The organism is Taklimakanibacter deserti, assembly GCA_003574785.1.
This window is the reverse complement of sequence record QORU01000011.1, coordinates 142,434-162,693: the sequence shown is the minus strand read 5'-3', so window position 1 is coordinate 162,693 and position 20,260 is coordinate 142,434. Positions and strand designations below refer to the sequence as shown.

23 protein-coding genes are annotated in these 20,260 nt (G+C 62.2%); 14 read left to right on the top strand and 9 right to left on the bottom strand.

Annotation, left to right across the window (positions count from 1 at the left end):
- Positions 1-13: 13 nt before the first annotated feature.
- Together DS839_RS23150 and DS839_RS23145 are read left to right on the top strand one after the other, a co-directional pair.
- Entirely contained in the window at positions 14-799 is a 786-nt protein-coding gene (locus DS839_RS23150; protein ID WP_119272851.1) for an amino acid ABC transporter permease, read from the top strand.
- A 21-nt stretch (positions 800-820) separates the two neighbouring features.
- A complete protein-coding gene (locus DS839_RS23145; RefSeq protein WP_368911856.1) occupies positions 821-1,159 on the top strand; it encodes an antibiotic biosynthesis monooxygenase family protein in 339 nt (112 codons plus the stop codon).
- A gap of 32 nt (positions 1,160-1,191) precedes the next feature.
- On the opposite strand, the gene DS839_RS23140 is transcribed toward DS839_RS23145, so the two are convergent.
- On the bottom strand, positions 1,192-2,937 hold the full coding sequence (locus DS839_RS23140) for an adenylate/guanylate cyclase domain-containing protein (RefSeq protein ID WP_368911855.1): 1,746 nt from the start codon (positions 2,935-2,937) through the stop codon (positions 1,192-1,194).
- 114 nt (positions 2,938-3,051) lie between these two features.
- Positions 3,052-4,056: a 4-hydroxyproline epimerase gene (locus DS839_RS23135; RefSeq protein ID WP_119272849.1), complete on the bottom strand. Its 1,005-nt coding sequence runs from the start codon at positions 4,054-4,056 to the stop codon at positions 3,052-3,054.
- Positions 4,057-4,412: 356 nt separating this feature from the next.
- Here DS839_RS23135 and DS839_RS23130 point away from each other — a divergent pair, with 356 nt between their 5' ends.
- The 4 genes from DS839_RS23130 to DS839_RS23115 are packed head-to-tail and all read left to right on the top strand — an operon-like array spanning position 4,413 to position 8,286.
- Positions 4,413-5,270 carry an FAD binding domain-containing protein gene (locus tag DS839_RS23130; protein WP_119272848.1) on the top strand — a complete coding sequence of 286 codons (858 nt, stop codon included), beginning with the start codon at positions 4,413-4,415 and terminating at the stop codon, positions 5,268-5,270.
- Position 5,271: 1 nt separating this feature from the next.
- Positions 5,272-5,748 (top strand): (2Fe-2S)-binding protein, encoded by a 477-nt coding sequence (locus DS839_RS23125; RefSeq protein ID WP_119272847.1) that lies wholly within the window; start codon positions 5,272-5,274, stop codon positions 5,746-5,748.
- Positions 5,749-5,752: 4 nt separating this feature from the next.
- The gene (locus tag DS839_RS23120) at positions 5,753-8,041 is read left to right on the top strand and encodes a xanthine dehydrogenase family protein molybdopterin-binding subunit (protein WP_119272846.1); all 2,289 of its coding nucleotides are present in this window, start codon (positions 5,753-5,755) and stop codon (positions 8,039-8,041) included.
- Positions 8,041-8,286 carry a MoaD/ThiS family protein gene (locus DS839_RS23115; RefSeq protein ID WP_119272845.1) on the top strand — a complete coding sequence of 82 codons (246 nt, stop codon included), beginning with the start codon at positions 8,041-8,043 and terminating at the stop codon, positions 8,284-8,286. The genes DS839_RS23120 and DS839_RS23115 overlap by 1 nt, the downstream gene beginning before the upstream one ends.
- Here DS839_RS23115 and DS839_RS37015 read toward each other — a convergent pair whose 3' ends face one another.
- Positions 8,287-8,412 carry a hypothetical protein gene (locus DS839_RS37015; RefSeq protein ID WP_368911854.1) on the bottom strand — a complete coding sequence of 42 codons (126 nt, stop codon included), beginning with the start codon at positions 8,410-8,412 and terminating at the stop codon, positions 8,287-8,289.
- Positions 8,413-8,573: 161 nt separating this feature from the next.
- On the opposite strand from DS839_RS37015, the gene DS839_RS23110 reads away from it, so the two are divergent.
- Both DS839_RS23110 and DS839_RS23105 read left to right on the top strand, forming a co-directional pair.
- Positions 8,574-9,560 (top strand): alpha/beta fold hydrolase, encoded by a 987-nt coding sequence (locus DS839_RS23110; protein ID WP_368911853.1) that lies wholly within the window; start codon positions 8,574-8,576, stop codon positions 9,558-9,560.
- Positions 9,561-9,648: 88 nt separating this feature from the next.
- Entirely contained in the window at positions 9,649-10,590 is a 942-nt protein-coding gene (locus DS839_RS23105; protein WP_119272843.1) for a LysR family transcriptional regulator, read from the top strand.
- Here the strand turns inward: DS839_RS23105 and DS839_RS23100 are convergent.
- The 6 genes from DS839_RS23100 to DS839_RS23075 form a co-directional block, all read right to left on the bottom strand.
- Positions 10,568-11,029, bottom strand: coding sequence for a DUF302 domain-containing protein (locus DS839_RS23100; RefSeq protein ID WP_119272842.1), 462 nt, complete (start codon positions 11,027-11,029; stop codon positions 10,568-10,570). The genes DS839_RS23105 and DS839_RS23100 overlap by 23 nt on opposite strands.
- Positions 11,030-11,099: 70 nt before the next feature.
- On the bottom strand, positions 11,100-12,296 hold the full coding sequence (locus DS839_RS23095) for an MFS transporter (protein WP_162918743.1): 1,197 nt from the start codon (positions 12,294-12,296) through the stop codon (positions 11,100-11,102).
- A gap of 99 nt (positions 12,297-12,395) precedes the next feature.
- Positions 12,396-12,869 (bottom strand): cupin domain-containing protein, encoded by a 474-nt coding sequence (locus DS839_RS23090; protein WP_119272840.1) that lies wholly within the window; start codon positions 12,867-12,869, stop codon positions 12,396-12,398.
- Between the two features lie 123 nt (positions 12,870-12,992).
- Positions 12,993-13,895 (bottom strand): LysR family transcriptional regulator, encoded by a 903-nt coding sequence (locus DS839_RS23085; RefSeq protein WP_119272839.1) that lies wholly within the window; start codon positions 13,893-13,895, stop codon positions 12,993-12,995.
- 49 nt (positions 13,896-13,944) lie between these two features.
- Positions 13,945-14,538, bottom strand: a complete 594-nt coding sequence (locus DS839_RS23080) for a GNAT family N-acetyltransferase (protein ID WP_119272838.1) — start codon at positions 14,536-14,538, stop codon at positions 13,945-13,947.
- Positions 14,539-14,549: 11 nt separating this feature from the next.
- Complete coding sequence (locus tag DS839_RS23075; RefSeq protein ID WP_119272837.1) at positions 14,550-15,446, bottom strand: LysR family transcriptional regulator; 897 nt, start codon at positions 15,444-15,446, stop codon at positions 14,550-14,552.
- A gap of 159 nt (positions 15,447-15,605) precedes the next feature.
- Between DS839_RS23075 and DS839_RS23070 the strand changes: the two genes are divergently transcribed.
- The 6 genes from DS839_RS23070 (at position 15,606) to DS839_RS23045 (ending at position 20,257) form a co-directional block, all read left to right on the top strand.
- Positions 15,606-16,412 (top strand): 3-hydroxybutyrate dehydrogenase, encoded by an 807-nt coding sequence (locus DS839_RS23070; protein ID WP_162918742.1) that lies wholly within the window; start codon positions 15,606-15,608, stop codon positions 16,410-16,412.
- 13 nt (positions 16,413-16,425) lie between these two features.
- Positions 16,426-17,493, top strand: a complete 1,068-nt coding sequence (locus DS839_RS23065) for a patatin-like phospholipase family protein (protein ID WP_119272835.1) — start codon at positions 16,426-16,428, stop codon at positions 17,491-17,493.
- Positions 17,494-17,709: 216 nt separating this feature from the next.
- Positions 17,710-17,979 carry a BufA1 family periplasmic bufferin-type metallophore gene (locus DS839_RS23060; RefSeq protein WP_119272834.1) on the top strand — a complete coding sequence of 90 codons (270 nt, stop codon included), beginning with the start codon at positions 17,710-17,712 and terminating at the stop codon, positions 17,977-17,979.
- 99 nt (positions 17,980-18,078) lie between these two features.
- Positions 18,079-19,029, top strand: coding sequence for an MNIO family bufferin maturase (gene bufB / locus DS839_RS23055; RefSeq protein WP_119272833.1), 951 nt, complete (start codon positions 18,079-18,081; stop codon positions 19,027-19,029).
- The gene (locus DS839_RS23050) at positions 19,022-19,774 is read left to right on the top strand and encodes an HvfC/BufC family peptide modification chaperone (RefSeq protein WP_119272832.1); all 753 of its coding nucleotides are present in this window, start codon (positions 19,022-19,024) and stop codon (positions 19,772-19,774) included. Before bufB ends, DS839_RS23050 begins: the two co-directional genes overlap by 8 nt.
- A 6-nt stretch (positions 19,775-19,780) precedes the next feature.
- Complete coding sequence (locus tag DS839_RS23045) at positions 19,781-20,257, top strand: DoxX family protein (protein WP_438816542.1); 477 nt, start codon at positions 19,781-19,783, stop codon at positions 20,255-20,257.
- Positions 20,258-20,260 lie beyond the last annotated feature (3 nt).

Here is a 20,260-nt window from a genome sequence, read left to right as displayed (position 1 = left end):
AGGGGAGACCGCCATGCATACTCTGTCGCGAAGCCGCTTCCTTCCCGACTTCACGCCCGACGAGGAGGGCCGCGCCATGCTGGGCGCGGCCTTGGGCCTCTTGGTCGTTCTCTGGCTGCTGCCGATCCCGCTTGCCGCCATGCCCGATCCGATCGGGCCGGCGGCGGTGCAGTTCGGCAATGGCGCGCGCATGACCGTGCTGCTCACGCTGACATCGGGCAGCCTCGGGCTTCTCGCCGGCGTGATCGTGGCCCTGATGCGGCTCTCGCATCAACCCGTGATCCAACGCATCGCGCAATTCTATCTCTGGGTCATTCGCGGCACGCCGCTGCTCGTCCAGATCCTGTTCGTCTATTTTGCCTTGCCGGCGCTTCTGCCCGGTCTCGAGCTTTCCGATTTCTGGTCGGCGGTGCTCGCTCTTTCGCTCAATGTCGGCGCCTATAATTCCGAGGTCATCCGGGCGGGCATATTGGGCGTGCCGAAGGGCCAGCGCGAGGCGGCGCAGGCCTTGGGCCTTCCGCCCTTCTATGCGCTGGTGCTGGTGATCCTGCCGCAAGCCATCCGCCTCTCCCTGCCGCCGCTCGTCAACAATATCGTCGCGCTGCTCAAGGATTCGAGCCTCGCTTACGTCATCGGCGTCGTCGAATTGTCGCTCGTCGGCAATCGCGTGCAGGCCGAAAGCTTCCGGCCTGTGCCGGTCTTTATCGCGGTCGCCGGCATCTATCTCACATTGACAACCTTGCTCACCGCCTTCAGTCATGCGCTCGAACGACGCTTGGCGCGGAGCACCATCAGGTGAGCGCAAGCTGGAGATAAAATCATGAATGGAAAGCAAGTGATCCTGCGCCGCTGGAGCGGACGATTGAGAACGGCCGAGGAGGTTGAGTATCTCGCCTATTTCAACCGGACCGGCGCGGTCGACTATGGCAAGACTCCGGGAAATCTCGGCTTTCAGATCCTCATGCGGGCACTTGGCGACGGGGTGAGCGAGGTCACGACGCTGAGCTGGTGGGAGTCGATGGAGGCCATCAAGGCCTTTGCCGGCGATCAGCCCGAGATCGCGGTCTATTATCCCGAAGACGATCATTTCCTCGTCGACCGCCCGCCCCATGTCGATCATTACCGGGTCTTCGGCGGCCGGATAAACCTGACGATTTAGGATCGATCCCGCCAGCGCCTCTCCAATACAGGCTATTCCGGCAGGCCGGCCTTGCGGAGGCCTTCTGTCCATCGGGCGTTGTCTTCGGCGCGGCGCAAGGGAATGAGCTTACTCGCCTTGGCGACGTTCACACTCGGGTTGGCTTGCAGCATTCGTGTCACAATTCTACGTGCATCATCATGTCTCTCGGCCAATGCTGCGCTGCAGGCGGCGATGCACGTATAGAGCAACATGCCAGGACGCTGGCGTATCGCGCTCTCCGCCGATGCATATGCTTCTGAAAAACGGCCGGCGAAAAATTCTGCCCAGGCTTTGGCCGCGTGGAAGCTGAAGGTCAGAGGGTCGTTGGGGCTCAGCCGCAAAGCGCGTTGGATGTGTTCAATCGCGATCTCGGGCTGACCCAGCGAGGTTTTCGTCCAGCTGCTGTAAAGCCATATCCATGCGAGATTGGGGTTTAGCTCCAAAGCCCTGTCAATCATCGCATCACCTTCCTCGACGAGACCGAGGATGTCGCAAAACGCAAATCCGGCGTTGGCCAACACAACGGCGTCATTGCGATCCAGCTCCACGGCCTTGATCGCCACCTTCTCCGTCTCGGCCACCTCATGAGCCTGGTCCTCAGCCCAATCTCCCGCATTCCGCTGAACGTATATCCGGGCGATCATCGAATATGCGGCAGCGTAGCTCGGATCGAGCTCCGTCGCTCGATAAAGGTGGGACAAAGCCTCTTTGCTTCCTTCTCGCGAGAATTTGTGGAATCCCTCCATGCCTCTCAGATATTGATCGTACGCGTCCAGATTCTCGGGCGGCTTCCGCTTAGTCCTCTCGATCTCCGCTCTTTCGATTTGCGGAGCAATTGCTCCCACGACCTTGGACATAACCTGGTCCTGTAGGTCGAAGATGTCCTCAAATGCGCCCTCGTATCGATCTGCCCACAGATGCACACCTGAGGAGCTGTCGATCAGCTGAGCTGTAATTCGCACGCGGCTACCGGCCTTACGCACGCTTCCCTCCAGGACGTAGCGTACACCGAGTTCGCGGCCGGCTTGCTTCACGTCAACGGCTCGACCCTTGTAAGTGAAGCTCGAGTTGCGAGCGATGACGAACAGGCCATGAAAGCGTGAGAGAGCAGTGATAATCTCCTCCACGATGCCGTCTGCGAAATACTCCTGATCAGGATCACCGCTCATGTTGTTGAAGGGCAGGACGGCAATTGACGGCTTGTCCGGCAAGGACGGCGACTTTTGCGCCGATTCAATGAGTGTGCGGATTTTCACCCTGTAGGCATGAACTGGTTGCGGTATGTTGTGGACCTGCTGGGCTCCGAGATCGTCGTAGGCATAGGGGAGCTTGCCCTTGACCTGATCAAAAACGCTGTGCGCTACGCATACACCGCCCGGTTCGGCCAGCTTTTCCAGCCTCGCGGCGATGTTTACGCCATCGCCGAATATCGTGTCCCTGTCTGCAATGACGTCGCCGAGATTGATGCCCATGCGAAATATGACACGATTCTCCTCCGACAATCCTTCATTCCAGCTTGCAAGGGCGTCTTGCGTCTTTACCGCGCACTCAACAGCACTTACGGCGCTATTGAACTCGACAAGCAGGCTATCTCCCGCCGAGCCCACGATGTGCCCACGGAACTGATCGACCTTGGGTTCTATTATCTCGGTTCTGACATGATTGAGTCGCGCCAAAGTGCCGGTCTCGTCGACAGCCATCTGTCGAGAATATCCGGCGACATCGGCAGCCAGGATCGCAGCGAGGCGGCGTTCCAATGTAAGCTCCATGAGAGCCCAACCATAGTACGACGCACGAGCCGATTTTGACTACTGTTGTTTTGCGAGGCTCAACGTCGATTGCGGCATCGGATCAGCGCCGCCTGCTTCGCTTCAATTCACCTGAAAGCCCCTGACATAAGGGTCGCGGTCGTCGAGAAAGATGGTATTCATCCCGGTGATGCGGGCCCAACCCTCGATCGAGGGAATGATCGCCTCGATATTGCCGACCCGGGCGCTGCCCTCGATGCGCCCGGTGAAGGTCGAGCCGATGATCGATTCATGGATGAAGGTGCTGCCTTCGCCGAGGCGGCCCGTGGCCCTGAGCTGCGCCATGCGCGCCGAGGTGCCGGTGCCGCAGGGCGAGCGGTCGATGGCCTTGTCGCCATAGAAGACGGCATTGCGCGCCGTGCCACCCTGAGTCTGCGCTTTGCCGGTCCACAGGACATGGGTGAGCCGGTCGATCGCCGGGTTCTCCGGATGCGCGATACTGTGGCGGGCATTGAAGGCGCTCCTCAGCCTGGGCGACCAGCGCAAGAGATCGGCGGGGCGGACTTCGGCGAGATCGCGATAGTTCTGCTGCGGCTCGACGATGGCGTAGAAATTGCCGCCATAGGCGACATCGACGGCGAGCTCGCCCAGGCCTTCGACCTCGACCGGAAAAGCGCGGCCCAGAAGGAAAGAGGGGACATTGACGATGCGCACGCGCTCGACATGGTCGCCCTTCTTCTCGTAATGCGCCTCGACGAGGCCTGCCGGCGTGTCGAGCCTGAGGACGCCCGGGGTTTTGGGCGTGACGAGGCCTTGCTCGATGATGACGGTCACCGTGCCGATCGTGCCATGGCCGCACATCGGCAGGCATCCCGATGTCTCGATGAAGAGGATGGCGACATCGCAGTCGCTGCGCGTCGGCGGATAGAGGATCGAGCCCGACATCATGTCATGGCCGCGCGGCTCGAACATGAGCCCGGTGCGGATCCAGTCGAATTCCGTGAGGAAATGCTGGCGCCGGTCGAACATGGTCGCGCCCCGAAGCTGGGGCACGCTGCCGCCCGTCACGACGCGGACCGGATTGCCGCAAGTATGGGCATCGAAGCAGAAAAACGTAGATCTGGCCATGGCTTAACTAAAAGCATGAATCAAAGGTTCGGTTTTCTGTACATTGTATAAAATATAAAAGTCAAGCCGAAATCACGGGCCGCTATTTTTCATACAGTCGGCATGGGGGGAGGACTGCTCGGCCAAGGTCCGCATTGTGAAATATGCAGCAGTGAGCTTGCGATTCCTCATCACCTTGTCAGCGCCGTGACGTGCTCCCAAGGAATGCGTGTCAAGCCGATATACTTTGTCGCGCCGTATTGACGGCAAAGGGGCTCTCGGATGACAATCACGCCCTTCGCGAAGGGCCTCGCCTTCTTGCCCTTCGAAAAAACAAGCGTGAGCCACACGCCAGCAACCCAGGTGGATCAAGATTTATGCGATACGAAGCACCCAGCTCGACCAAGGCCGCGGTTTCTCTTCTGGCAAAGGAAAGAGGAAAGTCGGCCATACTCGCCGGCGGAACGGATCTTCTCGTCCGGATGAAAGGCGGCTTCATCGAGCCTGACCTGATCGTCGACATCAAGCGCATCCCGGCGATGAGCCAGATCAAGCAGACCTCTTCCGGCTTCCAAGTCGGTGCCGCCGTTTCGGGCAACGAGCTCGGCAAGAGCATTGTCAAGAAGGCATGGCCCGGCGTCGTCGAAGCGGCCAACCTCATCGGCTCCAAGCAAGTGCAGGGCCGCTGCACCATGGTCGGCAATATGTGCAACGCCTCGCCCGCCGCCGACAGCGTGCCGGCGCTCGTTGCCGCGGGCGCCCAGGCGGTGATCGTCGGGCCGAAGAAGAAGCGCACCATTCCGGTCGAGAAGGTCGCGACGGCCCCCGGCCGCACCAGCCTCGCCAAGGGCGAGATCGTCGAATCACTCCTGCTGCCCAAGCGCCCGGCGCGCGCCGGCGATGCCTATTTGCGCTTCATCCCACGCTCCGAGATGGACATCGCCGTGGTTTCGGCCGGCGTCAATCTCGTCCTCGACGCCAAGGGCGTCATCACGGACGCGCGCGTGGCGCTCGGCGCCGTGGCGCCGACCGTGCTGCTCGTCGCCCCCGCCGCCAAGGCCATCATCGGAACCAAACTCGATGATGAAGCGTTGGAAAAGCTTAGCGCCGCCTGCTCGGCCGCGTGCAAGCCCATCGACGACAAGAGGGGCACCATCGAATTCAGAACCAGGGTCGCAGGCGTGCTGGCAAAGCGTGCTGCAAAAATCGCGTATCGGCGCGCAGGAGGCAAATAATATGGCTGGCGTACATGTTTCAACCACCGTCAATGGCGATGCCGTCGACTTCGTCTGCGAGCCGGGCGAGCCGCTGCTCGACGTGCTGCGCAACCGCCTCGGCCTGACCGGCGCCAAGGAAGGCTGCGGCACCGGCGATTGCGGCGCCTGCAGCGTCATCGTCGACAATGAGCTGGTCTGCTCGTGCCTCGTCCTCGGCGCCGAAGCCGAAGGCCGCAAGATCGAGACCGTCGAAGGCATGGCGGATGGCGACAAGCTGCATCCGCTGCAGCGCAAATTCATCGAGCATGCCGCCCTCCAATGCGGCATCTGCACGCCGGGCTTCCTGATTGCGGCCCGCGCTCTGCTCAAGAAGAACAAGAACCCGACCGAGGAAGAGATCCGCTTCGGCCTCGCCGGCAATCTCTGCCGGTGCACCGGCTATGACAAGATCGTACGCGCCGTCCAGGCGGCGGCGGCTGAGATGAGAGGAGCCTGATACCATGGCTTATGACACCAATTATACCGGTCAGAAATTCAAGGTCGTCGGCACGCGCCCGCTGCGCCCCGACGGCGTCGACAAGGTGACGGGCCGCGCCCGCTATGGCGCCGACGCCTTCGCGCCGGGCCAGCTCGTCGGCCTCGTGCTGCGCTCGCCCTATGCGCATGCCAAGATCAAGAAGATCGACATTTCGAAAGCCGAGAAGCTTCCCGGCGTGAAAGCGGTGATCACCAGCGCCGATCTGCCGGATCTCACTAACGGCGATTCCGGCATGTATGACATCCTGGTCAACTGCATGGCGCGCGAGAAGGCGTTCTATGACGGCCATGCGGTGGCGGCGGTGGCGGCCATCGATCAGACGACGGCGAAGAAAGCGCTGAAGCTCATCAAGGTCGACTATGAGGTCCTCCCTCATGTCACCGATGTCGATGAGGCGATCAAGCCAGGGGCCCCGGTGCTCCATGCCAACATGTTCACCGACGGCGTCGAGCCCAAGCCGAAAAAAGCGTCCAACATCGCCAAGCGCACCGAATTCGGCCATGGCGACGTCGAGCAGGGTTTTAAGGAAGCCGACGTCATCGTCGAGCGCAGCTTCAAGACCGAGCAGACGCATCAGGGCTATATCGAGCCGCATGCCTGCCTCGCCAATGTCGGGCCGGACGGCCAGGGCGAGATGTGGGTGTGCACGCAAGGCCACTTCGTCTATCGCAACCAATGCGCCCAGCTTCTCGGCATCGATGCGGCGAAGCTGCGCGTCACGGCGTCCGAGATCGGCGGCGGCTTCGGCGGCAAGACCCATATCTGGGCCGAACCTCTGGCGCTCGCGCTTTCGCGCAAGGCCAACCGGCCGGTGAAGCTCGTCATGACCCGCGATGAAGTGTTCAAGGCCTCAGGGCCGACCAGCTCGACCTCGATCGACGTCAAGATCGGCGCCAGGCGCGACGGCACCATCACCGCGGCCACCGCCACCTTGCGCTATCAGGGCGGTCCCTTCCTCGGCATGTGGGCCGAGCTCGGCGCCATGACCTCCTATGCCTGCTACGACCTCAAGAATGTGAAGACGGTCGGCTATGAAGTGGTGGTCAACCGGCCGAAGGTCGCGGCCTATCGCGCGCCCTCAGCACCCATGGCCGCTTTCGCGGTCGAAAGCGTGGTCGATGAGCTTGCGGCCAAGATCGGCATGGATGCGGTCGACTTCCGCATCAAGAACGCGGCGAAGGAAGGCACCAAGTCCTCCTATGGCCCGACCTATGGCCCGATCGGCATCGGGCCGACGCTCGAGGCCGCTAAGAACCACCCGCATATGAAGGCGCCGCTCGGCAAGAATCAGGGACGCGGCATGGCCTGCGGCTTCTGGTTCAATTTCGGCGGCCAGACCTGCACCTCGCTCAATGTCACGCCCGACGGCTCGGTGACGGTGTCGGTCGGCACGATCGATGTCGGCGGCTCGCGCGCTTCCATGGCGCTCATCGCCGCCGAGGAGCTCGGCGTGCCTTACGAGGATGTGCGCTGCGTCGTCGCCGATACGAGCTCGCTCGGCCACAACGACATGAGCGACGGCAGCCGCGTCACCTTCTCTTCCGGCATGAACACGGTCATCGCCGCGCGCAATGCCAAGAAGGTGCTCATCCAGCGCGCCGCCAAGATGTGGGACATCCCGGAAGACGCGGTCACCTGGGAAGACGGCCATGCGAAGCCCGCCGGCGCCAATGCCGGCAACTTCCCGCCGCTTTCGCTCAAGGAGATCGCGGCGGCCGCCGCCAATACCGGCGGCCCGATCGCCGGGCACAATGAGTTCGTCGCCGATGGCGCGGGCGTTTCCTTCGCCACCCATATCTGCGACGTCGAGCTCGATCGCGAAACCGGCGCCACCAAGGTCGTCCGCTACACGGTGATCCAGGATGCGGGCAAGGCGATCCATCCGTCCTATGTCGAGGGCCAGTATCAGGGCGGTGCCGCGCAGGGCATCGGCTGGGCGCTCAACGAGGAATATATCTATGGCAAGGATGGGCGGCTGCAGAATGCGGGCTTCCTCGATTATCGCATTCCGGTCTGCTCGGACCTGCCGATGATCGACACGGTCATCATGGAGATCCCCAATCCGAACCATCCCTATGGCGTGCGCGGCGTCGGCGAGACCTCGATCGTTCCGCCGCTGGCGGCGATCGCCAATGCCGTCTCCAACGCCGCGGGCGTGCGCATGACGCATATTCCGATGTCGCCGCCGCGCATCCTCAAGGCGCTGGACGAGAAGGCGGAGAAGAAAGCCGCGAAGGCAAAGGCGGCCTGATGGTCAATGTCGTGCTGTGGGGGGCGCTCAAATCCGCCGCCCACGGCGCTTCCGCCGTCGATGTCGAGGCGCGCGACATCCGCGATCTCTTCACCAAGCTCGAGGCCGAATATCCCGGCCTCAGGCCCCATATCGAGCGCGGCATCGCCGTCTCCATCAATGGCCGCATCTTCCGCGATTCCTGGGGCGAGAAGATCCCGGAAAATGCCGAAGTGTATCTGCTGCCGCGCATCGCCGGCGGCTAGTTAATACCACCCCATCATTCCGACGCGCGCGCCGTCTTCCGCGGTCTTGATGAGGCGCGCGATTTCGGCGTCCGTTTCGTCGAATGAGTGGAACCAGCGCGAAAATCTGAACCAAAGTCTCTTCATGGCATCCTCCATGAGCTGTGCTGGAGGGAGTGTGCGCCACCGGCATGGACTTGGACCAATGCCGGCTGCCTATTGATTCAAATCATCCTCGGCATTTCCATTCTTCGCATCTCGGCGAGATCCTGTAACGACCCCGGGCCTATCGAGAAGGATCGATTCACATGGCAGGCAGTTGTACAAGGCGCGCGACCCTGGCGGGCGCCGCCTCATTGATGACGACGGCGGTCGCGGCGCAGGAGGTCGACCAAACGAGTGTGCAGCCGGAAGAGAGCGGTGATCACCTCATCGTCAGGCATCGCCGCATTTCCGTGGACGGCATCGAGATCTTCTACCGCGAGGCGGGCCGAAAGGATGCGCCGGCCGTGCTTCTGCTCCACGGCTTTCCTACGTCATCGCACATGTTCAGGCACCTCATGCCCGCTCTCGCCGATCGCTATCGAGTCGTGGCGCCCGACTATCCGGGCTTCGGCTTCAGCGAATTTCCCGAGCGTGGACGCTTTGCCTACAGCTTCGCCGCCTATGCGGATCTCATGGAGAATTTTGCTGCGGCCGTAGGTCTGCGCCATTTCGCCCTGTACATCCAGGACTATGGCGCGCCGATCGGCTTGCGCCTGGTCCTGAAGCGACCCGAATGGATTGCCGGGCTGATCGTCCAGAACGGCAATGCCTATGAGGAGGGCTTGAGCGACGGCTGGGCGCCTCTCAAAGCTTATTGGCGTGATCCGACACCGGAAAAGCGTGCCGCCTTGACGGGCTGGCTCGGGCCGGAAGGCGTCAAGCTGCAGTATCTTGCCGGATTGTCCGACAAGGATATCGAACGCGTCGCACCGGAGAACTGGCTGATCGATCAATATCTCATGCAACGCGCAGGAAGCCTCGATGTCCAGCTCGACCTGTTCGGCGACTACAAGACGAATATCGATCTCTATCCGAAGTTCCAGGCCTATTTCAGGGAGCACAAGCCTCCGACGCTCATCGTCTGGGGCCGCCACGATCCCTTCTTCACCATGGCCGGCGCGCAGGCCTTCAGGCGCGATATGCCCGACGCCGAGCTGCACTTCCTCGATGCCAGCCACTTCGTCCTGGAGACGCAAGCGCCGGCCGCCATCCGACTGGTCAGAGAATTCCTCGATAAAACAATAAGTTGATCGAGGGCATTTGAGGCCATCAGCACCCGGTCTGGCTTTGCCTGCCGCTCTTGCTACGATGGGCCGCCCAAAGCGGGCGGAGGCGGCGATGGAACTCCATCAAGTGCGCTATTTCCTGGCGGTCGCGGAGGAGCTCAACTTTTCCCGCGCCGCCGAGAAGTGCAATGTTTCGCAGCCGGCACTTTCCCGCGCCATCATCCTGCTCGAGCAGGAATTCGGCGGCCCTTTGTTCCACCGTGAGCGCCGGCTCACCAATCTTTCGCCCCTCGGCCGGATGGTGCGGCCCTATCTCGAACAGGTCGCCAGGGAATCGGACGAGGCGCTGAAGCTCGCCCGGCAATATGCGGGCGCGGAAAAGCACACGCTCAGGCTCGGCATCATGACGACCATCGCGCCGAACCAGTTCACTGACCTCATCCTGGCCGTACCCCGCGCCTATGCCGGGATCGACATGCTGCTCTCGGATGCGAACTCCTTCGAGCTCGAGCGCCGCCTCGCGGCCGGTGAGATCGATGCCGCCATCTATGCCCTGCCCGGCAAGGAGCCGGGGCCGGAGCTGCATTTGCTGCCCTTGTTCCGCGAGCAAATGGTCATCGCCGTCCATCCGAGCCATCGCTTCGCCAATCAGGAAGCGGTGCGCGTCAAGGATCTGAGCGGTGAAGCCTATATCCATCGCAATCACTGCGAATTCGCGGGCTACGCCGATGGCATCCTCGCGTCGCAAGGGGTGACGGTATCGCCGGCCTATTTCAGCGACAGCGAGGATTGGACGCAGGCGATGATCGCCGCCGGGCTCGGCTTCGGCTTCATGCCGCGGCACAGCGTCAATCATCCGGGCGTGATCGGCCTGCCGGTCGTCGAGCCGGAATTCTGGCGCATCGTCAATCTGGTGACGATGACGGAGCGGGCGCATTCGCCCGCTCTCGGTGTGCTGGTGCGCGAAGCCATGCGCAAGGAGTGGTTCGGTGCGCAGGCGATCGCCGCCCGCGAGGCTCTGGACAACGAGCTTATTTCTTCACCGACGATGTGATCGAGGCGATCACCTCGGAGGCCATCTTGAAGGCGGCGCCGCGGTTCCTGATGCCGTGGCGGCGTGCGATATAGCCGAAGTCGTTATAGACCGTCCAAACCTGGCCGTTCTTGTCCTCGATGACGAGAAGGCGGACCGGCCAATCGATGCCGGACGAGGGGTTCGAGGTCATGAACTGGGAGCCGAGCGCCGGGTTGCCGAAGATCAGAAGCGTCGAGGGCCCGAGCGTGATACCGGCATCGGCCGCGAGCTTCGCCTGATCGATTTCGGCGAAGAAAGTGATGCCCTTGGCGGCCACATCCTTCTTCAGGCGGTCGATGGTTTCGGCCATCTTATAGGCGCTCTTGCCCTTGACCACGCCATTGTTGGCGGCGTGAGCCGGAAGGACAGCGAGGGCGGACATAGCGAGCGCCATGGTGAGAGTGCGACGATTGAACATGTTTGTCTCCTGTTGTGGATGCGATGACCCAACATCGCAAAAGCATCTCGTCCTTTGAAATGCCGTATCGCTATCGTTGCGATGCGAGCGTGCTATCGTCTTCCGTCATGAAGAGAGCGATAACGCATGCGGCACTGAGCGCAAATCCAAGGACGATCACGACCGCAGTCCAGCCGAATTGGTCGAACACCTGGCCGATAACGATGCTGCCTACGAGGCCGCCCGAATAGTAAGAAGCGAGATAGACGCCGCCCGCGGAACCACGCGCCGCGCCGGCGCTGCGGCTGACATAGCCGGTGGCGGCGGCCTGGGCGAAGAACGTGCCGGCGGCGAGCAGAGTCATTGCGCCGAGAACGAAGGTCAAATCCCGAATGAGCGATGCCGCAAGGCCCAGGAGTGCCACCAGGAGAGCCAGGATGATGACCGTTCCGGCGCCGAGCCGGTTGCTGGCGAGGCCTGCGAAAGGTGTGGCGATGATCGAGGGGAGGAAAATGAAATAGACGAAGCCCAGCTGCATGGTCGAGAGGCCGAGCGGCGGCCGCGTGAGCACGAAATTCACATAGGTGAAGGCGCCAATGAACACGAAGAGGATCAGGAAGCCGATGGCGAAGCTGGCATTGAGGGCGCGCCGGCGGAAGAGAGCGAGAAGGTTTCTCTGCCTGGCTCCAGTCCGGTTCATCGTCTCGTCGCTGAGCAGGATGAAGGCCAGGGCGGCGCCGGCGAGATTGAGTCCGGCAAAGATCAGGAAATTGGCGGGAAGGCCCAAATGATCGGCAATGGCGGCCGACATCAGCCGGCCGAAAAGATTGCTCGCGACATTGCCGGTCACATAGGCGGCAAGGGCTGCCGATATGAGATTCGCGCTTGCCGTCTCGGCAATATAGGCGATCGTCAGGCTGAAGGCCGCCGACATGAAGACGCCTTGCAAGAGACGCAGGGCCGCGAACAAGGTGAGATCCGGCATGAGCGCCAGGAGCAGCGTGGGAATGGTCAGCAAGGTAAGGCTCAGAACCACACCTTTGCGCCGGCCGATCCGGTGGTTGAGCAGGGCGACGCCGAGGCCAGAGATCGCCATTCCCAGCGTGCACAGATTGACGGCCGAGCCCATGACGCCCGGCGATACGTGATAGGCCGCCGCAAGCGACGGCAAGATGGCCTGCGTCGCGAAGAGATCGACCAGCGTGAGAAAGCTGATGATGGCGATAGCGATCAACCTCGCAATGGGTGTCGCACCCATGCGCGGCGCGGTTTCAATGGCGCTGGTCATGCGGATTTCCATCAATAGAAATTTGCGTGACACCCCGGGGGAAGGGTGCCACGCAGGCAAGTCCCGGCTGCGGTTGCAAAAGGCTTGGCCGGGCGGGTTTCACATCATGTGATCGTCCATATTGGTATGGATGATATCGGCGGACAGCAGGATAGCCGGCTTCTTGCCTGTGTTCTTCCACCAATGGGCGTAGCCTTCGCCGAATTCGGCAACGGTGTCGCCGGTCTTGTGGACGATGGGCACTTCGCAGCTGCTGCGATATTCAGTCACCGTGCCCGACACGATATAGATATTCGCCGGGCGCGACTTGTGGTCATGCCACGGCACGATGCCGCCCGGCTGGATCACCAGCTTGCGCAGGCGCAGCGCTTCACCCTTGAAGGCCTCGCCCTTCGGCGCCAGATCGATGGAAGCGAGGACGTCATCGGTGACTCCCTTGGGCATCATCTCGCCCGTGGTCACGGCATTGTCCTTCATCTTGCCGGCCGGACATTCTCCGGCCTGAGCGAAATTGGCAGCCGCCGCAAATGCCAGAGCAGCGACGCCGAGGCGTATGGTCAGATCGAGTTTCATCAAGTGTCTCCATGTTTGCTGCGTGACATGAGGAGGCGCAGCTTCCATGGCGAACACTGCCAAAGTGCCAGGCAAGGCTGAAATGCCGAATGAGTTTGGATTCGATAGCCTGATCTTATGGGGTCAGGCGGCCACGGGCGCGTATTGGCTTTCCGGCCAAGGATGCGATCGCGCCATCTTCACGAAAGCCGCGACGGCCGGCGAATGCCGCCGCCCCGCCATCCAGACCAGGCTGACATCGCGCGACACGTCCGGGTCGATGAGAGGACGGATCTGGATGCCGGGGATGACGGCGCTGAATTCGGGGATGATGCAGATACCGAGGCCGCCCGCGACCATGTTCTGGATCCAGTCCTCGCGCTCGCTGGCGAAAGCGAGCGGCGCATCGGCATGACATTCGTCGGCGATCTTCGACAGATGATCGCGATATTCACAGTTGATCCGGCGCAGATAGCTTTCACCATGGATCTCGCGCATCGGAATACCGTTCATGGCGGCAAAGCGATGCTGCTCGGGGAAGGCGATGACGAAGCGCTCGCCATAAAGACTGTGCGCGTCGATGCGGTCGGAAAATCCGTCCGGATTGGCCATGATGGCGAGATCGATCTCGCCGGCTTCGATCTTGCCCGCCAGGTCCTTGGCGACGCCCTCGATGAGCTTGATCGACACGCCGGGAAATCTCCGGCCGAATTCGGCGATGAGACCGGTCAGGCGCCGGGGGCCGATCGTGCACATGATGCCGAGGGTGATATTGGCGTCTTCCAGCGTCAGGAACCGCTTGGCATCACGCTTGACCTCGCTGAGCCCGTCCAGGACCTGCTGCAGGCGCGGCTTCATCAGCAGGCCGAGATCGGTGACATGGGTCAGATTGCGCTCGCGGCGGAACAGCAGGCCGCCGACCTCTTCCTCGAGCTGCTGGATGGCCCGGCTCAGCGCCGGCTGGGTGACGTTGCATTTCTCCGCCGCGCGCGTGAAGTTCAAGGTCTCGCACACGGCCAGGAAATAACGGATATGGTGGATATCCAAAGGTCGCTCTCGGAAGGGATCAGCCCTCTGGTATCGTAGCCATGTTCGCTTACGGTGAACAGGCTGGATTTGAAAGGCGCACGGATGCCTGAATATTAGGCGGCGGGCCTTTTATCAGCGGCTTCTCAAGGTGGTAGCGCGGAATGCCGTTGCCCACTGTCTTGAGACTGGGCGAGTTGGCGATTTCCTGGCGAACCAGCTCGAAACCGCTGGAACGGTAGAGCGCCAGGGCCGGTTGCTGGAGGCTGGATGTGCTCAGGATGAGCCGGGTGAAACCAGCTTGCCTGGCACATGTCTCGGCATGGAGAAGCATGGCCCGCGCGATCCCGGATCGCCGGAACGGAAAATCGACATACATGCGCCGCACTTCAGCGGCGCCGTCATCCGCCGGTTCGAGGCCGAAATTGCCGAGCAGGCGGCTATCGGCGATGGTGACCCAAAAGCTCCTGTCGCGGGCGGCATCATAGTATCGATCTATCTGGCCGATTTCCTCCGCAAGCGACCTCGCCACATAGGCCTCGAAGACCTCCTTCATTTCGGGCGGTGCCAGGCTGCGATTGACGCGGACGAACAGATCCACGACAGCGTCGCGATCTTCGGGCCGATAGGGACGGATTGTGAAGGCAAGAGTGTCGTTCGGCATGGCTCGCTCTTCTAGTTCGTGTCGAAACGGCTCGCCGGCCAGGGATAGTCGCGAACCGCCTTGATGAAACTGATCAAGGCCGGCGACATGCGGCGGCCGGACATGGTCACGAGATTGATCTCGCGCCAGACTTCGGGCTCGATCACCGGACGCAGCTCCAGGCCCGGCAGCACGGCGCTGAATTCGGGGATGAAGCAGATGCCGAGCCCGCCCGCGACCATGTTCTGGATCCAGTCCTCGCGCTCGCTCTGATAGCAGACATGGACCGCGCCTCCCGATTGACGAATGAGATCCTCGATATTGTTCTGGTACTCGCAATTGAGCCGGAGCAGATAGTTCTCACCGTGGACTTCCGGCATGCGGATGGCATTCATGCGGGTGAAACGGTGGCCGGTGGGGCAGGCAAGGAGGAAACGCTCCCGGTATAGGGGCTTGAGGTCGAGGCGCTCGGGATAGCCCTCGGCCGAGGCCATCACGGCGATGTCGATCTCGCCGCGCTCCAGCTTGGCCGCCAGGCCCGTCGGCATGCCCTCGACGAGCTCGAGCGAAACGCCCGGATAGCGCATGCGAAAATCGGCCAGGAGCCCGGTGAAGCGGGTCGGTCCCACCGTGCACATGATGCCCAGCCGGATCTGGGCGTTTTCGAGCGTCAGGAACTGGCGGACCTCGCGCTTGACCGCGCCCACCGTGTCCAGGATCTGCTGCAGGCGCGGGCGCATCAACATGCCGAGATCGGTCAGATGCGTGAAATTGCGCTCGCGGCGGAACAGCTGGCCGCCGATCTCCTCCTCGAGCTGCTGGATGGCCCGGCTTAGAGCCGGCTGGGTGACATTGCAGGCCTCGGCCGCCCGGGTGAAGTTCAGGCTGTCGCTGACGGCGAGAAAGTATCGAATGTGATGCAGGTCCATGGCGGCGACCCTAAAGACGGCTGCGCCATACCGCCAATGCGCCCTCGACATGGAAATAATAGCCGCTCGGCATTTCCGCCGGCGCTCCGTTTTGGCCATGCTTGCCGGCACAACAGGCCCCTGAAGTCGGAGAATTCGATGCTTGTAGTGAACAGGAAAATGGACATGCAATCCTCACGGCGACCGCTGGAGGGGCGGGCAGCGATCGTCACCGGCTCGACCAGCGGCATTGGTCTCGGGATCGCCAAGGCATTGGCGGAAGCCGGCAGCGCGGTGATGCTCAATGGTTTCGGCGACCGCGACGATATCGAGATGCAGCGCCAATCGCTGGCGGAAGCGCATGACGTGGACGTCGCCTATAGCGACGCCGACATGTCGCAGGCCGAGGCCATTCGCTGCATGGCCGAGCAGGCCACGCGCCGCTTCGGCCAGGTCGATATCGTAGTCAACAATGCCGGCATCCAGCATGTGGCACCGGTCGAGTCCTTCCCGGCGGGGAAATGGGACCAGATCCTGGCCATCAACCTGTCCTCGGCCTTCCATCTGGTGCGCGCCACCTTCGAGGGCATGAAGGCGCGGAAGTTCGGACGCATCGTGAACATCTCATCGGCGCATGGGCTCGTCGCGTCGCCCTTCAAATCGGCCTATGTCGCCGCCAAGCACGGCATCGTCGGCTTCACCAAGGTGATCGCTCTCGAAGGGGCGGAGACCGGGGTGACGAGCAACGCCATTTGCCCCGGCTATGTATGGACCCCGCTGGTCGAGCGGCAGATCGACGATCAGGCCAAATCGCACAAGATCCCGCGCGAAGCCGTCATCCGCGACGTGCTTCTCAAGAACCAGCCGAACAAGCGCTTCGCCGCGGTCGAGGAGTTGGGCGCGCTCACGGTGTTCCTGTGCAGCGAGGGCGGAAGCTCTATCACCGGTGCGGCTATCCCCGTCGATGGCGGGTGGACTGCACATTAGGGAGGAAGACCCCATGGATCAGGTAACCATATCCGCGAATCCGCGACGCAGCGTGAGCAAGGTGTCCAGGACCAAGACCCTGAACCTGGCATTGCAAGGCGGCGGCGCCCATGGCGCCTTCACCTGGGGCGTTCTCGACCGGCTGCTCGAAGAGCCCAGGCTCGATTTCGAGGGAGTGGTCGCCACCAGCGCCGGCGCCATGAATGCGGCAGTGATGACCTACGGCCTGATCGAAGGCGGGCGCGAGGGCGCGCAGAAGGCGCTGGCCAATTTCTGGCGCCGGGTGAGCCATGCCGCGGCCTTCTCGCCGATCCAGCCGACGCTGCTCGACCGCCTGACCGGCAATCGTTCACTGGAGAACTCGCCGCCCTATGTCCTGTTCGATCTGGTGACACGGCTGATGTCGCCCTATCAGTTCAATCCCTTGAACATCAATCCGCTGCGCCGCGTGCTCGAGCAGTCGATGGATTTCGAGACGCTGCGCACGGAGCGCTGCAAGCTCAAGCTCAATATCTGCGCCACCAATGTGCGCACCGGCAAGGTCAAGGTATTCTCCAATGACGACATCACTTGCGATGCGGTGATGGCTTCGGCCTGCCTGCCGTTCCTGTTCCGGGCCGTCGAGATCGGCGAGGATGCCTATTGGGACGGCGGCTATATGGGCAATCCGGCGATCTTTCCTCTGATCTATGGCTGCGAATCGCCCGATGTCCTCATCGTTCACATCAATCCGATGGCCCGGCCCGAGCTGCCGCACACGGCGACCGAGATCATGAACCGGATCAATGAGATCAGCTTCAACTCGTCGCTGATGCGCGAGATGCGCGCGATCGATTTCGTCACCAAACTCATCGACAGCGGGTCGAAATGCGGGATGGAGCTCAAGCGCATGCTGATTCATGCGATCTCGGCCGACGACATCATGCTGGACCTCGGCGTGGCCAGCAAGCTGAACGCCGACTGGGAATTCCTGACCGACCTGCGTGACGCCGGCCGCGAGCGGGCGTCGGCCTGGCTCGGCCAGAATTATGATCATATCGGCAAGCAGTCGACCGTCGATATCGGCAACACCTATTTGTGAATCTCCCAAGCAGCCTCCCCGCCTCCCCCTCCTGGCTGCACCCTCGGCCGCTCCCCAAAAGGGAGCGGCTTCTTTATGCGCCGGACGGCGCAATCATAGAGCGCCGCTATCATAACCATGCGGATACGGCATTTCAGTTCGACAGTTGTTTGGCGGAAACTCCTGGTCATCGGTCAACGAGGCCGTGTGAACCCAACATTCCCAATGGAGACTCCAATGATCAACACCAAGCTTCTCGTCGGATCGGCGCTCGCGGCCATCACCACGCTCGCGGCGAGCGGCGCCTTCGCCGGTCCCGCCGAGCAGCCCAATTATCAGTTCGAGAAATGCTACGGCGTGTCGAAGGCCGGCACGAATGACTGCCAGACCTCGACGCATTCCTGCGCCGGAACGGCGACGGCCGACAATCAGGGCGATGCCTGGATCTATCTGCCGGCCGGCAGCTGCGCCAAGCTGACCGGCGGGGCCACCGAACCCAAGGCCTAAACACACTTGTTGGCGCGTGATCTGACGGAAAACCGGCCTCCACTTTTCCTGATCACGCGCCGGCAGAGCCTCAGGCCAGTCCACCGAAAGGTCACTGACATGCCGACGAAGCCCCTCCGTTCTCCCCTGCCTCCCGTCGCCGGCATCGGTTTGCGCGGCCCCCATCTGGCGCAAATGCTGAAGCAGCGGCCCTCGGCGGGCTGGCTTGAGGTCCATGCCGAGAATTACATGCATGCGAGCCCCGCCACGGCGGCGCTCGAGCAACTGCGCAAGAACTACACGCTCTCCATCCATGGCGTCGGCCTGTCGCTGGGCTCGGCGCAAGGCGTCGAGGCTTCGCATCTCGCCCGCCTGAAGGCGCTGTGCGACCGTTTCCAGCCGGCCATGGTGTCCGAGCATCTCGCCTGGTGCGTCGGCGACGGCATCTATCTGAACGATCTCATGCCCCTGCCGCATGACGAGGAAGCCCTCGCCATCGTCTGCCGCAATATCAACCAGACGCAGGAAGCGCTCGGCCGCCGCATCCTCATCGAGAACCTGTCCTTCTATATCGGCTTCGCCCGTTCGACAATGGAAGAACCCGAATTCCTCAGCGAGATCGCCAAGCGCACCGGCTGCGGCCTGCTGCTCGATATCAACAATGTCTTCGTCTCCGCGCAAAATCTCGGCTTCGATGCGGAGGCCTATGTTGCGGGCCTGCCAGGCGAGAGCATCGCGGAAATCCACCTCGCCGGCCATGCTTCCAACGAAACGCCCGATGGGCCGGTCCTGATCGACAATCACGGGTCGAGAGTGGCGCCCGCGGTGTGGTCGCTCTACCGTTTCGCGCTGGAAAGATTCGGCGCCCGCCCGACGCTCATCGAATGGGATTCCGACATCCCGCCGCTCGAGACGCTGCTGGGCGAAGCCATGTGGGCTGACCTCCTGTCCGAAACCGTGACGCGGCCTGAGCCCTCGGTTCTGCCTTTCCTGCCGCCGAGTCGGTCAAGGACGGCGAAGGTGGCTGTTTGCGATCATCATCCCAGCCGAAAGGAACTCGCCCATGCGTGATCTCGCAGAGCTCCAGGTGTCCATGACGCGCGCCCTCATCGACGGCAGCTTCAGCGATATCGAAGGCGAGTTCACGGCCGGGCATGCCGATCCGGCACGCCGCTACGCGATCTACCGCAACAACATGTTCCTGTCGCTCATCGCCCATTTGCGCACGATCTTCCCGGTGACGGCCAAGCTCGGCGATGAGCGGTTCTTCGCCTATGCCGCGCATCAGTTCATCCTGCGTGGCCCCCCGCGCGAGTCGCGTCTCGTCGTCTATGGCTCGGCTTTCCCGCAGTTCCTGTCGCGCTTTCCCGCCTGTCGGCATGCGCCGATCCTGGCCCAGATGGCGGCGCTTGAATGGGCGATCCATCGCGCACTCACCAGCGCGCAATTGCCGTTTCTCGACTTCGCGGATTTGGCTCACGCTTCAACGCTCGATCTCCAACCGAGCCTCGGCTTCGTCGTCTCGCGCTGGCCGGTCCTCGGCCTCTGGGCCCATCAAAGCGAGCGCCGGCAGGCCTTGCCGCGCCGGATAAGCCGCATCGCCTTGCTCCGCCATGACGATGACATCAGGTTCTTCGAGCTCAACACCGCCCGATTTGCCTTCTGGCGTGGCCTCTCCCGCCGCCTCACGATCGAAGAGGCGGCGGCTCGCGCCCTGGCGCGCGACCCTCACTTCAATCTGACCGACGAGATCGTCTTCCTGTTTCGCAACCGGCTCGCGACCGGAGTTGATGCGGCCGAGCCACAGAAAGGATAAGCCCCCATGATGAATCCCGCCATGCCGGCCACTGGCAAGCAGGCCTTTTCGGCTCTAGGCCTTGTCAGGAAAGCCATAGCTGCCGCCGATGCCATTCCGCTGTCGGTGATACAGCTCGCCGCTCGGATCGCCGTCGCCCATGTATTCTGGAATTCGGCACAATCGAAACTGGCGAGCTGGCCGATCACGATCCAGCTTTTCGCCATGGAATACCGCGTCCCGCTGCTGCCGCCGGAGATCGCCGCGCCCCTGGCGACGGCCACCGAACTGACCGGTTCGATCCTGATCCTTCTCGGTCTGTTCACCCGTCTCGGGGCGCTGGCGCTTTTGGGCATAGTCGCCGTGATCCAGATATTCGTTTATCCTGGACATTGGGGCGAGCATCTTTTGTGGGCGAGCCTGCTCGGTCTCCTTCTGGCGCGTGGCGCAGGCGTCGTGTCACTCGACCAACTGGGCAGACGCCTGATTTTGGGCAACAGGTGAACT

Bases quoted from the DNA above. Each gene is read 5' to 3' on its own strand.
- DS839_RS23050 (WP_119272832.1), top strand. From the start codon at position 19,022: ATGCGTGATCTCGCAGAGCTCCAGGTGTCCATGACGCGCGCCCTCATC.
- DS839_RS23065 (WP_119272835.1), top strand. From the start codon at position 16,426: ATGGATCAGGTAACCATATCCGCGAATCCGCGACGCAGCGTGAGCAAG.
- DS839_RS23150 (WP_119272851.1), top strand. From the start codon at position 14: ATGCATACTCTGTCGCGAAGCCGCTTCCTTCCCGACTTCACGCCCGAC.
- DS839_RS23070 (WP_162918742.1), top strand. From the start codon at position 15,606: ATGGACATGCAATCCTCACGGCGACCGCTGGAGGGGCGGGCAGCGATC.
- DS839_RS23135 (WP_119272849.1), bottom strand. From the start codon at position 4,056: ATGGCCAGATCTACGTTTTTCTGCTTCGATGCCCATACTTGCGGCAAT.
- DS839_RS23090 (WP_119272840.1), bottom strand. From the start codon at position 12,869: ATGAAACTCGATCTGACCATACGCCTCGGCGTCGCTGCTCTGGCATTT.
- DS839_RS23045 (WP_438816542.1), top strand. From the start codon at position 19,781: ATGATGAATCCCGCCATGCCGGCCACTGGCAAGCAGGCCTTTTCGGCT.
- bufB (WP_119272833.1), top strand. From the start codon at position 18,079: ATGCCGACGAAGCCCCTCCGTTCTCCCCTGCCTCCCGTCGCCGGCATC.
- DS839_RS23060 (WP_119272834.1), top strand. From the start codon at position 17,710: ATGATCAACACCAAGCTTCTCGTCGGATCGGCGCTCGCGGCCATCACC.
- DS839_RS23125 (WP_119272847.1), top strand. From the start codon at position 5,272: ATGGCTGGCGTACATGTTTCAACCACCGTCAATGGCGATGCCGTCGAC.
- DS839_RS23120 (WP_119272846.1), top strand. From the start codon at position 5,753: ATGGCTTATGACACCAATTATACCGGTCAGAAATTCAAGGTCGTCGGC.
- DS839_RS23105 (WP_119272843.1), top strand. From the start codon at position 9,649: ATGGAACTCCATCAAGTGCGCTATTTCCTGGCGGTCGCGGAGGAGCTC.
- DS839_RS23080 (WP_119272838.1), bottom strand. From the start codon at position 14,538: ATGCCGAACGACACTCTTGCCTTCACAATCCGTCCCTATCGGCCCGAA.
- DS839_RS23095 (WP_162918743.1), bottom strand. From the start codon at position 12,296: ATGACCAGCGCCATTGAAACCGCGCCGCGCATGGGTGCGACACCCATT.
- DS839_RS23145 (WP_368911856.1), top strand. From the start codon at position 821: ATGAATGGAAAGCAAGTGATCCTGCGCCGCTGGAGCGGACGATTGAGA.
- DS839_RS23130 (WP_119272848.1), top strand. From the start codon at position 4,413: ATGCGATACGAAGCACCCAGCTCGACCAAGGCCGCGGTTTCTCTTCTG.
- DS839_RS23110 (WP_368911853.1), top strand. From the start codon at position 8,574: ATGGCAGGCAGTTGTACAAGGCGCGCGACCCTGGCGGGCGCCGCCTCA.
- DS839_RS23075 (WP_119272837.1), bottom strand. From the start codon at position 15,446: ATGGACCTGCATCACATTCGATACTTTCTCGCCGTCAGCGACAGCCTG.
- DS839_RS37015 (WP_368911854.1), bottom strand. From the start codon at position 8,412: ATGAAGAGACTTTGGTTCAGATTTTCGCGCTGGTTCCACTCATTCGAC.
- DS839_RS23100 (WP_119272842.1), bottom strand. From the start codon at position 11,029: ATGTTCAATCGTCGCACTCTCACCATGGCGCTCGCTATGTCCGCCCTC.
- DS839_RS23115 (WP_119272845.1), top strand. From the start codon at position 8,041: ATGGTCAATGTCGTGCTGTGGGGGGCGCTCAAATCCGCCGCCCACGGC.